The following is a 14,549-nucleotide window of genomic DNA, read 5'->3' as shown; positions in this document are numbered from 1 at the left end:
TAATGAAACTCATGGTAATTAGCGGGAACTCTGGTGCTGGTAAATCTGTCGCACTGCGAGTGTTAGAAGATTTAGGCTATTATTGTGTTGATAATTTACCTGTTGACCTTCTTTCACAGTTTGTTGAATCCATTCAACACAGCAGCCAAAATGTGGCTGTGAGTGTTGATATTAGAAATTTACCTAAAGATCCGTCATTACTCAAAAATACATTATCTGAGTTAAAAAAATCACACGATGTTACTGTTATTTTCTTAGACGCTGACGATAAAGAGCTGATAAAACGTTATAGCGAAACCCGCCGTCTACATCCTTTGTCTCTCATTGGTGAGCAATGTTCATTGGAACAGGCTGTTGAGCTAGAAAAGGGCATTCTTTGCGATTTTAAAGAAGATGCCGATCTCGTGTTAGATACGACAAGTAAATCCATTCATGATTTAAGCGAAACCTTACGTTCTAGGATTCTCGGCAGAGAATCAAAAGAGTTGGTAATGGTATTTGAATCTTTCGGCTTTAAGCATGGCTTACCAACCGATGCCGATTATGTGTTTGATGTTCGTTTCTTACCAAACCCACACTGGGAACCAAACTTAAGACCAATGACTGGTTTAGATAAGCCAGTGGCTGATTACTTAGAAAAGCACGACGATGTCATTAAATTAAAAGAACAAATCCAAGATTTCCTCACAACTTGGCTACCTGCGCTAGAAAAAAACAATCGTAGTTATTTAACCGTTGCCATCGGTTGTACGGGTGGACAACATCGCTCAGTTTATATTACTCAGCAACTGGGGGTATATTTCAAACAACACGGAAAACAAGTTCAAATCCGTCATAAAACATTAGAGAGACACTAAAATTATGCCAATTTCATCTCGTCACCTCTTAATTAAAAACCGCCTTGGTTTGCACGCAAGAGCTGCCATAAAATTAGTTGAAATGGCACAAAGTTTTAATGCAGTAATAACCCTCACTAATGACGAAAATAAGCAAGCAACAGCCGATGGTGTTATGGGGCTACTGATGCTGGATTCCGCCCAAGGCCAGTATGTCGATGTCTCAGCGGATGGTATTGATGCAGAGCAAGCTCTTAATGCTATTTGCGACCTTATTGAAGCCGGTTTTGATGAAGATGAGTAAGTAATTATTTACTACATCAATAGTTTGACCTAATCCTCACAAAATTCACTTATCGTCCCCTCTAAATTGCGTTACTATTCAGCCCATTATCTTATCTAAATTGTCTATACTCATTACTCGAGTTAGAAATCGGTATTAAGTGGGGGAGAGCATGCAAGAGCTACAAGATTTCGATCAAACCCATCAAACTCTTCAAGAAGTATCTAATGCACTTGATAGTGGGATGTTTGTCCATGTACGTCGTTTATTACAAGACATGGAACCTGAAGATATTGCCCATCTATTAGAAGCCTCACCCAGGAAAAGCCGTAATGTATTATGGCAACTCACTGATCCTGAAGATTACGGTGAAATTCTTGACGAACTGTCTGAAGATGTAAAAGACGGAATTGTCTCTAGAATGGCTCCTGAGAGCATTGCAGAAGCAACTGAAGGTATGGAGACAGATGATGTTGCCTATGTCCTTCGTAGCTTACCTGTAGATGTCTCACGCGAAGTATTAAGCCAAATGGACACGGTTGACCGATTCCGTGTTGAGACTGCACTATCTTACCCAGAAGACACCGCTGGTGGGATGATGAATACCGATTTCATCACCATTCGTGCTGATGTTGAAATAGACGTTGTCTTACGTTATCTGCGAATGAAAGGAGACCTTCCTGAATCAACTGATGCTTTGTATGTTCTTGACGAAGAAAGCCGCTTAATAGGGCATTTATCATTAACTACATTGCTCACGACTAAGCAAGATACTCTCGTCAGCGATGTAATGAGTGATGCGGATGAAGCCATTCCAGTGAACACCGATGACGGTGAAGTCGCCAATCTATTTGAACGTCGTAACTGGGTTTCTGCCCCTGTCGTCGATGAAAATCATTTATTACTTGGTCGAATAACCATTGATGACGTAGTTGATGTTATCCGTGAAGATGCCGAACACTCAATGATGAGTATGGCAGGTATGGATGACGAAGAAGATACTTTTGCGCCTGTCGTTAAATCGGCACGTCGTCGTAGTGTTTGGTTAGGCATGAATGTATTAGCCGCTCTTGCTGCCGCATCAGTCTCTAATATGTTCGAGGCAACATTAGCGCAAATGGCATCTATTGCTGTACTAATGACTATTGTACCTTCAATGGGGGGAGTTGCCGGTAACCAAACCGTAGCCCTAGTGATCCGTGGTTTAGCCGTTGGTCATATTGGTGACAGTAACCAAAAAGAATTATTACTCAAAGAAGCGGGAATAGGTCTGCTTAATGGTATTTTGTGGGCCTCTATCATTGGCGGTATCGTCATGGTTTGGAAAGGTGACATCATGCTTGGAGCCATCATTTCTGCGGCGATGCTCGTTAATTTAACCATTGCTGGTATTGCAGGGGTAACAATCCCTCTAATCCTAAAGAAAATGAATATCGATCCTGCATTAGCTGGAGGCATGGCCTTAACCACCATTACTGATATTATCGGTCTATTTGCTTTCTTAGGGCTCGCTACTGTTTTAATGTAGTGTATGACACATTAAAAAGCGCGCTCTCATTCAATGACAGCGCGCTTTTTTTATCTGTTCATATAGCCGATTAGAAAATTACTGACCCGCAATTTTCATCGATTCAATAAGGATTGAGCCGGTTTGAATTTGTGAACGAGTTTCAATATCACTACCAACTGCAATAATATTTTGGTACATCTCTGTTAAGTTACCCGCAATCGTGATCTCAGAAACAGGGTATTGGATCTCACCATTCTCAACCCAAAAACCAGCCGCACCACGAGAATAATCACCCGTCACCGTATTCACGCCCTGCCCCATCAACTCAGTAACAAGCAGGCCAGTCCCCATTGTTTTTAGCATTTGGTCAAAACTTTGGCCTGTTGATTTAACAAACCAATTATGAATACCACCCGCATGACCTGTTGGCGTCATGTTTAGTTTGCGAGCAGCGTAGCTTGTTAATAAATACGTAGCTAATACACCATCAGTGATGATTTCACGATCTTGTGTATATAAGCCTTCGCTATCAAATGGGCTACTTGCCAATCCTTTTAGGATATGTGGACGTTCACTAACATTAAACCATTCAGGTAAAATCTTCTCATTTAACTTATCAAGCATAAATGTTGATTTACGATAAAGATTCGCACCACTAATCGCCATAACAAGATGACCAATTAGCCCTGTTGCTACATCAGCAGAGAACATAACAGGCACTTTCATCGTGTTTAGTTTTTGAGCATCTAAACGACTAACTGTACGTTCTGCAGCATCCAATCCGACTTTTTTTGCATCCCATAAATCATCACGATGACGAGCAACGGTATAGCTATAATCACGCTCCATGTTGCCATTTTTATCAACCCCAATCACACTACAGCTGATACTGTGACGGCTTGATGGATAGCTCGCTAACATGCCATGACTGTTACCGTAAACCTTAATGCCATAATGGCTATCGTAACTTGCTCCATCACTCTGTTTAATTGATGAGTGATACGCCAATGCCGCCTGTTCTGCCTCAATTGCTTTCTCTGCTGCATAATCTGGTTCAGGATCATCCGGATGGAACAAATCTAAATCAGGAATATTTTGAGCCATTAATTCTTTTGGTGCAGGCCCAGAAAATGGGTCTTCTGACGTATAATTTGCTATATCTAACGCCGCAGCAACCGTCTGTTGAATCGCCTTATCACTTAAATCAGATGTCGATGCACTGCCTTTTCGATGACCACGATACACCGTAATACCGAGTGCTCCATCACGATTAAACTCAACGTTTTCAACCTCTCCCATTAAAGTAGATACGCTGATACCCGTTGTTTTTGTAATCGCGACTTCTGCAGCACTCGCGTGCTGTGTTGCCATCTCTAACGCCTTGGCTACTGCTGCTTCAAGTTCTATTTTTTGATTCATCATTTGGGCTTTTGCATCCATAACATCTGACTAAACATATAAATTTTTACTAGAATAACACTCTATCTGATAAATTTGCGCCCCATTCTCCATTTATCTTGCTAAAATAGAGAGAATCACCCATAAAAGAATGAAGATCATGGCACGTAAAAATCAAAAAGCTCCTTGGGAAGAAGAAGAAGAGATCATCTGGGTAAGTAGAACCGAGATGAAGAACGACATGGAAGACGTACAAAAATTAGGCGAAGAACTGGTTGGTTTAAAGCCTGCAGTTCTTGCTAAGTTTCCATTATCAGAGCTCCTACAAATAGCGATCTTTGATGCTCAACGTTTTAGAAACGAAGCAAAGCGTCGTCAATTACAATACATTGGTAAGTTGATGCGCCTTGAAGATGCTGAAGCGATTCAATTGGCTTTAGATAAAGTGCGTAATAAGCACTCACAAACAACTATCGCTCTTCAGAAGTTAGAAATTCTACGAGATCGTATGATTGAAACGCCTGATGCTGTAATTGAAGACATAATGGTGAAATACCCAGAAGCTGATCGTCAACGCTTCCGTCAACTTGCTCGCCAAGCAAAAAAAGAAAAAGAATCGAATAAGCCACCAAAGGCATACCGTGAAATTTTCCAAATATTAAAAGATTTATATTTAGCAGAAGATCTATAATTCTTCAGATATAAAGAGAACAATAAAAAAGAGCCAAACACAGATGATGCTTGGCTCTTTTTGTACATCTGAATAACGTAAATTAATACACCGAGATTACTCTGTACCACCTACCGTCAATGCATCGAGTTTCAATGTGGGTTGACCAACTCCGACAGGAACACTTTGCCCCGCTTTACCACAAACACCGACACCGCGATCTAATGATAAATCATTGCCAACCATTGAAATTTGTTGCATTGCTTCCATACCAGAACCAATCAAAGTCGCACCTTTAACAGGGCGGGTAATTTTACCATCTTCGATTAAATAAGCCTCTGATGCAGAAAATACAAACTTACCGGAAGTAATATCAACCTGACCGCCGCCAAAGTTTGGAGCATAAATACCTTTTTTAACCGTTGATATAATCTCTTCTGGAGTATACTCACCAGGCAACATGTAAGTATTCGTCATACGAGGCATTGGTAGGTGAGCATAAGACTCTCTACGGCCATTTCCCGTAGGTGCAACCCCCATCAAGCGGGCATTTAACTTATCTTGCATATAACCTTTCAATACACCATTTTCAATCAGTGAATTGTATTGACCTGCAACACCTTCATCATCGACATTTAATGAACCACGACGATCAGCCATTGTGCCATCATCAACAATAGTACATACCGAAGACGTTACTTTTTCTCCAATCTTCCCAGAGAATACAGAAGAACCTTTACGGTTGAAGTCTCCTTCAAGACCATGACCAACTGCTTCATGCAATAGAACTCCCGGCCAACCAGAACCAAGAACGACTGGCATCATTCCAGCCGGTGCTGCATCAGCATCTAAATTCACTAAGGCTTGACGGATAGCTTCATCCGCAAACTCAAGAGCAATAGATTTACCCTGTATTTCAGTTAAAAAGTAATCATAACCATAACGACCGCCACCGCCAGCACTACCGCGCTCACGCTTATCACCACGTTGAACTAATACACTAATAGATAAACGTACTAATGGACGTATATCTGCAGCATAAGTACCATCAAGAGCTGCGACCAACATTTGCTCATAAACGCCGCTAATACTTGCAGATACTTCTTGAATTAGTGGTTCTTTTGCTCGGATATAGGCATCAATTTCTTCAAGCAGTGCTATTTTTTGTTTCTTATCCAGACTATTAAGAGGATTGATAGGTGCATAAAATTGGGGGATAGTTTGAGCAGAAAATGCTTTAACTTTACCTTCACCGCCTTGCTGAACAATACCGCGAGCCGCTTTTGCACTTTGAGTTAATGCATCAAGATTAATTTGATCCGAATAAGCAAAACCGGTTTTCTCACCAGAAACCGCACGAATACCCACACCACGATCAATATTAAAAGACCCATCTTTAATAATACTGTCTTCGAGTACTAATGATTCATGCCAGCAAGATTGAAAGTATATATCAGCATAGTCCACATCTCTTTTTGCAATGGAGCTTAAGGTCTGAGACAGTTCCTGCTGACCGATCCCTGCTTGACTCAATAAGGATTGTTCTACTTCTTGCAAACTCATTCGACGTACTCTTTTTAAGAATTTAAGATCTAGGCTTAATTATGAATAAAAAAGAGTGGCTTTTATAGTGAAACTCACTCTTTTCTTAAATAAACCAAATTTAGTTCAATTGACAGTCTAGCCTTGCGTGCTGTGCTACCGGCATTTTTTTACGAATTGTCGCTAATTGCGATAAATCGATATCAGCCACAATCACTCCTGTGCCTTCTTTTTGAAGCGCCGCTTTATTTCCCCATGGATCAACAATCATTGAGTGTCCCCATGTTTCACGACCAGCCCCATGAGAGCCCCACTGCCCAGCTGCCAATAACCAACATTGAGTTTCAATGGCTCTGGAGCGTAATAGAATATCCCAATGAGCATATCCTGTTATTTTAGTAAACGCTGCCGGCACCATAATAATCTCAGCGCCTTGTCGGCGAAGCTCGCTGTATAACTGAGGAAAACGGACATCATAACAAATTGATAATCCTATTTTTCCTACTGGCGTATCCACAACTTTAATTTCATTACCTGGAGTAAAGGTATCTGATTCTCGATAGCTCTGATGACCATCTTCTACGTCGACATCAAACATATGCAACTTATGGTAATGCTCTACAAGCGCTCCTGCATCATTATAAACCAAGCACGTTGACGACAAACTTTCGTCTGAATTTCTAATAGGGAAAGAACCAACAACAAGCCAAATCTGATAATCCTTTGCCAGTGCAGATAATGCCTCTTGTAAAGGCCCTTGACCAAGAGGTTCTGCGTGTCGTTCGTAATCTTCTTTTTTACCAAAAACAATACTGTTCTCAGGAGTTAGAGCCAGCTTTGCTCCCTGTTGGCGTAATCCTTTTAATTTGAGATTCAATTGTTTAATATTATCTTCAGGATCAGCCCCTGAACTCATTTGAATTACGCCAGCCTTTCCCATCTTATATCCTTAGTATTAACTTGATCTAGCTCTAGATACACTAATCATCCACTTTTTCGGGTAATTGGTACTCACCTTGACTACGAGACAATTCTTTTACTGTTGGGGACTCTAGTGAGCCTTCAACCTTATAGTTCACCTGAGTAATAACATCAATAACAGGCGCTATAGCAGTAGCAACTGCTAGTACAATAATAGCGGTCTGTGGCGCAACAGCAAAGGCGGTAAGGATAGGAATACCAGAGGTTAAATCAGGAGTAAAACTCACTTCTGCATCCACTAAACGAGTATTTAAATCCGCTTTACCTTTAATCGTCATTTCACCTGCAACCGCATCCATAATCAAATTATTGCTGACAAAAATACCATCACGCATTTTTCCACTACCGGTAATCGAATTAAAGGCCATACCATCATCAAAAACATCTCTAAAATCGAGCTTCATTTTACGAATGATTGAATCAATACTAAACAGACCAAGAAAACGTGCTGCTCCTTTTACATCAGTAATAACGCCTTCACCTAACGTTGAAGCAAGATCCCCAGAAAGTGTATCTATTTGAATACTCCAAGGTGAACCTTCCCATCGAAGATCGCCATCCATACTATAGCTTGCTTTTTGAATACCCGAACTAATACCAAAACGTGCTAATAATTCAGAGTTATTTTCTCCCGACGCCTGAACTTTAAAAGCAGAGAGGCTCTTATCTTTATTTAATAGCCAATCCCCTGACATCGCCAGCTTATTTTCACCACTGGTAATTTTCAGTTTATCAAGATAAAAAGTTTCTCCGTTTTTATGCAGTTTAGTATCAAGTTTTCCTAGTTTATACCCTTGGACCCATGTGTCTTTAATCGTTAACTCTAAGTTTGGCATCAGACGAAAGAAATCACGGTCAAACTCAGAAATAACAGGCTCATGGTCTTTTGCTTGATTCAATCGTTTTTGATTCTCAGGATCGTCTAAACTTGGAATAAAGATATGCAGATTATCCAATTGAACCAATAGGTCATCGGATCCTTTCCAACTTGCCTTACCATCAACTTCTTGACTATTAACTTGAGCATACCAACCTTGAGATTTTTTACGTACATCAATACTCGCATCATTCCAATCTAACGAAGCTAAATGTAATGACTTAATGTTTGCATCAATACGAGTTGGTATTGGGATCACCGGGAAATGGCTCATTGATGATTTTACAGTGCTTGGCTTTCCTGTATTTAAAATAGGTTCAGATAACCACGCGTCCGCATCAAATGATGTGGTATTAATGGAAGCAGACTGCCCTACAATAGGGCTCACTCTAAAATTTCCACGCCCAACAATCACATGACTTGCGGTAATAACTGGTGTTTTCTTTGTTATATCAATTTCTGTTTGGTATTTCGCATCAGGTAACGTTAAGCGTCCCGACAATTTTTCTGAATTACCAGAAACCTGTAATAAGACTTTATCCCCATCGCCTTTATCCAAAGATAATGGATACGGCAACGTTGATCTAACCTCATTTAATGCCGCATTAACACCTAATTGATAAGTAAAGCCGACATCTGCTACCTGTAAATTTATGGTTGAGCTCCATTCCGAAACACCACCAACTTTATCCATCATAGGAGAGTCAATATAGTCTTTAAGTGGTGATATTTTCCACTTACCTTTCGTTTCAATGTTCACACTATAAAAATCAGATTGTGCTTCACCAGTAAAAGAAAGAGAGATTGGCTGCCCTAATAATGACGCTTTAATACCTGACGCTTTAACTACATCATTATCAAACTCAATTCGACCTTTTGCATTCGTCAGCAATATATTTGGTGACTGCAATTCAATGTGGTTATTTGCAATATCGGCATAGCCCCACGCACGCACATCATCGCCATTAAACGGGATATCTAAGCGCAATAAAGCATCAACACGGTTGTCGACTTGAATACTGTTTAATGCAGCTCCAACAGAATCAACTAATGGCGTTGCTGTCATATATTCACGAACCGCTTTACCTGAACCATTAGCAGTTGCACGAATAGTTAGCTTTCCATCTTCCGATAAATTGGCAATACGCCCGGTAACACGAGTGGCATGTACATCCATAAGATCTGCAGAATGAGAGCTTAAAAACATAGACGCATTTTGGAACATGAGATCTAATTGTAGATCAGTTAATGGAGGCCATGCTGTATCAAAAGAAAACTTAGCGTCTTTTAAACTTACCTTAACTTGAAATATTCCATCGTATTTGGTGTAAGGAAAATCAGCAACTTCACCATACCAAAGCAACTGCACCGTTTTAGCATTTCCTCCTTGTACGGCTGCAGATAAGTAATCTGTTAAATCTTGTCCCAATGCTAACGTCGGCAAATAACGCCACGTTTGATCTGCATGAAATGCATCGGCTTCGGCATAAAAAGAGAGTACAGACGGTTTATCTTTTGGAAAATCTAAGCGGAACTCACCTTTAGCTTGCAGATCAGGCGTCGATACTTTTATGTAATCAGACCATAAGCGCCAACCATTATCATTCACTTCCCAATAGGCGGTTACCTTACCCTGTTTGATATTTAATGGCGCTTGGAATACATCGCCATAAGGCAGCGTATCATCGACTAATGATAATGTTGCTTTGCCTTTTTCAGCATCACCAGCGACTAAGATATCCAATTTATGAAAGCCAGGAAGTAATTCCCATTGCTTCATTTCTGCTGCATGAATAGACGCAGAATAATGCAACCCTGTAGAGTGATCAAACTCGACACGAATATCATTAATGCTGCCTTTAGGGTCTAAAGTGGCAAGAAGATCAGTAATATTATCTTGAGAAGCAGGCAATAGTGTTTTTAAATCGAGTGCACTATAAAGATCGATATGCGCCAGATTTAATACCCATTTTTCAGGCTGCCACGTAAAGCTTCCTGAAACCTGTGGCCACATGTCATTTTGGTGCTTAATTCGAATATCGGAAGCTAATACCTTCCAACCCTCTCTATCTGGCTGTAGTTCAAACACCCCAGCTTCTACACTGGCTTGGTGAGTCTCTTTTCCTTCAAGCCAATTAATATAAGATGGCGATGCTTCAACAAGTGCATCAACCGGTTGGCCATTTTTAAATGATAACCAAGCATTAGCTGACACCTCACCTTGAGTTACCCCATATTCTTTTTGAATTTCATCGGTGATCCATGGAGTAACTTGAATATTTTTCGCTTCGACATAAAAATCACCATCTAAGCTTTTAAATGTGCCTTTTTCTTTGATGTTCCCGATGACTTTAAGCTGATTGATTTCACTCCCAATGATACTTACAACCCCTTCAGCAAGGTGTCTTTTATTTTCATTTCGCCATTGCAGTGAATCAATTTGAAGTGTTTTATCATTGCCATCAAGCGCAATAAGGGTCACTTGAGAATCTTTTAATGAAAAATGATTTAATCTCACTAAAAATAAATCTTCAAGACGCTTTCCTAAGGATTCATCACTGCTTTTTTCACTTGGTTTCTTCGCATCTTCTGGTGATTCGGAAGTGTCACCTAATGACGTTAAGTCAGCAACTAACTTATCAATACGTAAGTCAGCAAATTGAGGCTGTTGAGCCCATAGGGAAGAAAGGATATTGAGTTGGATCTCAACGTCCTTAACCGAGATGATTTCATCTCCAGAGACAGGATCGACCGCCGTCAAATTTTTAAGATTTAATGAGGGGTTAGTATTTCTCCAGCGACCATCAAGTTCACCAATAGAAATTGAAAAACCAGTACTTTTGGAAAGAAAAGCTTCAACTTCAGGTTGGTATTGATTAAGTGAAGGAAGGAGTAGACGTAAGCCTGTAATGACTAAAGCTGCCAGTAAAAACACCAGCAGCAATAATCCCATCAAGCAACGTTCAAAGCGAATTAACTTAGTGGTCACGTATTTTTATTCTCTACATCATTACGACATCAAACTGCTCTTGAATATAAAGAGGTTCTGCTTGAATCTTAACCTGTTTACCTATAAATAGTTCGAGTTCGGCAAGTGCATGAGACTCTTCACCTTCAAGAGCATCAGCAACCGCAACAGAGGCATAAACTACAAATTTATCAGAATCATACGCTCGATTGACTCGAGTGATTTCACGTAAGATCTCATAGCATACACTTTCAACCGTCTTCACGGCTCCACGACCTTCGCAGGTAGGGCATTGTCCACATAAAACATGTTCAATACTTTCTCGTGTACGCTTACGTGTCATTTCCACTAAACCAAGTTGAGTAAAACCATTAACATTCGTTTTAACTCGATCTTTCTCTAGTGCAGCACCTAATACTTGTAATACTCTGCGACGATGCTCTTCACTCATCATATCGATAAAATCAATAATAATGATACCGCCAAGGTTCCGTAAACGTAACTGACGAGCAATCGCTTGTGTGGCTTCAATATTGGTATTAAAAATGGTTTCTTCTAAATTACGTCGTCCAACAAATGCCCCTGTATTGATATCAACAGTGGTCATGGCTTCGGTTTGATCTATGATCAAATACCCACCCGACTTTAGCTCTACCTTGCGATCAAGTGCACGCTGGATTTCATTTTCCGTTTCGTACATATCAAAGATAGGTTTATCACCAGAGTAATATTCCAATTTTTTCGTTAATTCAGGAACGAATTCAGTTGTAAATTCTTTTAATTTTTCAAAAGCTTGCTTTGAATCGACACGAATTAAATCTAACTCAGTACCGACAAAATCACGTAAGATACGTTGATCTAATCCAAGCTCACCATAAAGCATTGATTTTGTTTTGCTCTTTTTACGACGCTCAATCACCTTGTGCCATAGACGCTTTAAGAAAGCAGCATCTTGGGAGATCTCCGCTTCTTTCGCGCCTTCTGCCGCAGTACGAATGATAAAACCACCAAACTCATCGCAATAGTCAGAGACCGTATTCTTTAAGCGATTACGTTCTTTTTCACTTTCAATTCGTTGAGATACACCCACATGGCTTGCACCAGGCATAAACACTAAATAACGAGAAGGAAGAGTAATGTCTGTCGTTAGACGAGCCCCTTTGGTTCCAAGTGGATCTTTAACAACTTGTACAACCAAATCTTGTCCTTGGTGTACTAACTGAGAAATATCTCTTACTTGAAATTGGCGCTTTTCATTTTCAGAAACACATTCCGTATGAGGAACAATATCTGAGGCGTGCAAAAATGCGGCTTTATCCAAACCGATATCTATAAACGCAGCTTGCATCCCCGGCAATACTCGGCTTACTCTGCCTTTGTATATATTACCCACAATACCGCGTCTTGCTTCTCTTTCAACATGGATCTCTTGAAGCACACCGGCTTCAATCATCGCAACACGAGTTTCACTCGGTGTGACGTTTATTAACAACTCTGTACTCATTGGAGCACCTCACTAATTTTTACAAAAATTGGTGTAAGAGCTGATCTGTTTCCATCAAAGGCAGTCCCATGACGGCATGATAACTGCCATCAATACGCGAGACAAATCGCCCACCACTACCTTGAATACCGTATGAACCTGCTTTATCACAAGGTTCACCACTTTCCCAATATTGTTCTATTTCTTTTATTGAAAGTGTTCTAAACCACACCTGTGTTATTACTGTTTTGGTTCTTGTTGTCTCAGGTGTTGCTAGCGTAACGGCGGTCATTACTTGATGTTGACGACCAGACAAAGCTAAGAGCATTCTCTTAGCGTCTTCAAAATCTTTAGGTTTTTCTAAAATAACACCATCGATAACAACGATAGTATCAGAGCCCAATACTGGGACATTCTTATTTTCTATTTGTTCTGTCATTTCAGCTTTAGCTAATGCTTCTACACCCGCTTTCGCTTTATCTTTAGATAATCGTTCAACGTACATAAGAGGTGTCTCATCTGATTTATGCACCTCTTCAACGTCAACAGACAAAATCTCAAATTGGTAGCCCAATAGAGCCAATAGCTCCTTTCTTCGAGGAGAACCAGAAGCTAAAAAAACTTGGGTAGTCATTACATTTCCTTATCGAATTGACCAATGACGACGAACTCTACGCATTAGTAAAAATAACCAAGGCCATAGAATAAAGTTTAACACGCCAGCCCATAAAAAATGTGCGTTGAAAGACACATCGTGGACTAAGAACTCGCCCATAAATTCCAAAAGCTTACCTAATAAAGTCAATCCTGAAAATATAGTGGCTTGTTGCCATAATGCTAAATTTCGTAGAACCTTAAAGTTAGCAGCAACAAGATAAACGAGTATAGCCATCGTCATACCACGAATGCCTAATGTCGTCCCTAATAAGAGGTCCCACAGAATACCTAATAGCATTGCTGTACCGACATTAACTCGATGAGGTAAAGCAAGTACCCAATAAAAGGTAACCAAAATAATCCAAGATGGTCGAAGTACTTCCAAAGCCCCTGGCCACGGAGCGGCTTGTAAGGTTAAGGCGATTAAAAAAGAGAGCCAAATAATGATTCTACCGCGCATTAAATGACTACTGCTCATTTGATATATCCTCTGTGTTCACGCCCGTATCTGTTGGCCATACTAATAATAGATATCGTAACTTATCGAATTCAACCGTCGTTTTTAAATCTATGGACGCAAATGGGCGCTTATTATCATTATCAATTGTTGAAACGTAACCGACAGGATAGCCTTCAGGATAACGTCCTCCCAAACCTGAACTCACTAATAAATCACCCACTTCAATATCAGTATTGGTCGGTATATGCTCAAGTTGCATCGTATCTAGATGCCCTTTACCTGACGCAATTACGCGAATATCATTTCTAACAATTTGTACTGGAATGGCATTATTAGGATCGGTCAGCAATAAGACTCGACTATTGTGAGCTCCAACATAGTTAATCTGTCCCACAATCCCTTTATCGCTGATCACAGGTTGGCCTTCATAAACACCGTCTATTTGACCTTTATCAATCATAACTTGGTGGGTATAAGGCGCTGAATCTACTGCCATTACCTCTGTTACCATTTTTTTCTCATCACGAATAAATGGAGAACCGAGAAGATCGCGCAATCGACTGTTTTCTTGCTTGAGTTGTTCCAATAATAATAAATTACTGTTTTGTACAAAAACTTCTTGTTTAAGACGCTGATTTTCAAGCATAAGAGTATTACGGCTATTAAATCTGTCATACATGCCATCAAACATAGTACGAGGAAGATTTGCCGCATAATGAATTGGCGATACAAAACTATTTAATAAGTAACGAATGTCGGAAAACGCATTTAAACGACTATCGGCTAGCATAAGGCTAGCCGATACCATTACAGCAATAAACAGGCGAAACTGTAGAGAAGGGCCTCTACCAAAGATTGGAGTCATATCCACTCACCCGTTATTT

At 40.2% G+C, this 14,549-nt stretch carries 12 protein-coding genes; 4 read left to right on the top strand and 8 right to left on the bottom strand.

Features of this window, described 5'->3' with window-relative positions:
- The first annotated feature begins 2 nt into the window (after nucleotides 1–2).
- The 3 genes from rapZ to mgtE all read left to right on the top strand — a co-directional run bounded on the left by rapZ (nucleotide 3) and on the right by mgtE (nucleotide 2,647).
- The gene (rapZ, locus tag A6E06_RS15960) at nucleotides 3–857 is read left to right on the top strand and encodes an RNase adapter RapZ (protein WP_065594110.1); all 855 of its coding nucleotides are present in this window, start codon (nucleotides 3–5) and stop codon (nucleotides 855–857) included.
- 4 nt (nucleotides 858–861) lie between these two features.
- The gene (locus A6E06_RS15955) at nucleotides 862–1,140 is read left to right on the top strand and encodes an HPr family phosphocarrier protein (RefSeq protein WP_065594111.1); all 279 of its coding nucleotides are present in this window, start codon (nucleotides 862–864) and stop codon (nucleotides 1,138–1,140) included.
- A 151-nt stretch (nucleotides 1,141–1,291) separates the two neighbouring features.
- Nucleotides 1,292–2,647, top strand: coding sequence for a magnesium transporter (gene mgtE, locus A6E06_RS15950; RefSeq protein WP_065594112.1), 1,356 nt, complete (start codon nucleotides 1,292–1,294; stop codon nucleotides 2,645–2,647).
- A 78-nt stretch (nucleotides 2,648–2,725) separates the two neighbouring features.
- On the opposite strand, the gene pmbA is transcribed toward mgtE, so the two are convergent.
- Nucleotides 2,726–4,069 carry a metalloprotease PmbA gene (pmbA, locus tag A6E06_RS15945; protein WP_065594113.1) on the bottom strand — a complete coding sequence of 448 codons (1,344 nt, stop codon included), beginning with the start codon at nucleotides 4,067–4,069 and terminating at the stop codon, nucleotides 2,726–2,728.
- A 118-nt stretch (nucleotides 4,070–4,187) separates the two neighbouring features.
- On the opposite strand from pmbA, the gene yjgA reads away from it, so the two are divergent.
- Nucleotides 4,188–4,718: a ribosome biogenesis factor YjgA gene (gene yjgA / locus A6E06_RS15940; RefSeq protein ID WP_065594114.1), complete on the top strand. Its 531-nt coding sequence runs from the start codon at nucleotides 4,188–4,190 to the stop codon at nucleotides 4,716–4,718.
- A 96-nt stretch (nucleotides 4,719–4,814) separates the two neighbouring features.
- Here the strand turns inward: yjgA and tldD are convergent, their stop codons facing one another.
- The 7 genes from tldD to mreC form a co-directional block, all read right to left on the bottom strand.
- Nucleotides 4,815–6,260 carry a metalloprotease TldD gene (gene tldD / locus A6E06_RS15935; RefSeq protein ID WP_065594115.1) on the bottom strand — a complete coding sequence of 482 codons (1,446 nt, stop codon included), beginning with the start codon at nucleotides 6,258–6,260 and terminating at the stop codon, nucleotides 4,815–4,817.
- A gap of 100 nt (nucleotides 6,261–6,360) precedes the next feature.
- Nucleotides 6,361–7,179 carry a carbon-nitrogen hydrolase family protein gene (locus tag A6E06_RS15930; RefSeq protein ID WP_065594116.1) on the bottom strand — a complete coding sequence of 273 codons (819 nt, stop codon included), beginning with the start codon at nucleotides 7,177–7,179 and terminating at the stop codon, nucleotides 6,361–6,363.
- A gap of 40 nt (nucleotides 7,180–7,219) precedes the next feature.
- Entirely contained in the window at nucleotides 7,220–11,086 is a 3,867-nt protein-coding gene (locus tag A6E06_RS15925; protein ID WP_065594117.1) for a YhdP family protein, read from the bottom strand.
- A gap of 13 nt (nucleotides 11,087–11,099) precedes the next feature.
- Nucleotides 11,100–12,569 carry a ribonuclease G gene (gene rng / locus A6E06_RS15920; protein ID WP_065594118.1) on the bottom strand — a complete coding sequence of 490 codons (1,470 nt, stop codon included), beginning with the start codon at nucleotides 12,567–12,569 and terminating at the stop codon, nucleotides 11,100–11,102.
- 19 nt (nucleotides 12,570–12,588) lie between these two features.
- Nucleotides 12,589–13,182, bottom strand: a complete 594-nt coding sequence (locus A6E06_RS15915; RefSeq protein ID WP_065594119.1) for a nucleoside triphosphate pyrophosphatase — start codon at nucleotides 13,180–13,182, stop codon at nucleotides 12,589–12,591.
- 9 nt (nucleotides 13,183–13,191) lie between these two features.
- A complete protein-coding gene (gene mreD, locus A6E06_RS15910) occupies nucleotides 13,192–13,683 on the bottom strand; it encodes a rod shape-determining protein MreD (RefSeq protein ID WP_065594120.1) in 492 nt (163 codons plus the stop codon).
- The gene (gene mreC / locus A6E06_RS15905) at nucleotides 13,673–14,530 is read right to left on the bottom strand and encodes a rod shape-determining protein MreC (RefSeq protein ID WP_065594121.1); all 858 of its coding nucleotides are present in this window, start codon (nucleotides 14,528–14,530) and stop codon (nucleotides 13,673–13,675) included. Before mreC ends, mreD begins: the two co-directional genes overlap by 11 nt.
- Nucleotides 14,531–14,549: the final 19 nt, after the last annotated feature.

This window comes from Aliivibrio sp. 1S175 (assembly GCF_001690985.1).
Lineage (GTDB): Bacteria > Pseudomonadota > Gammaproteobacteria > Enterobacterales > Vibrionaceae > Aliivibrio.
This window is presented reverse-complemented; position numbering and strand designations above follow the sequence as displayed.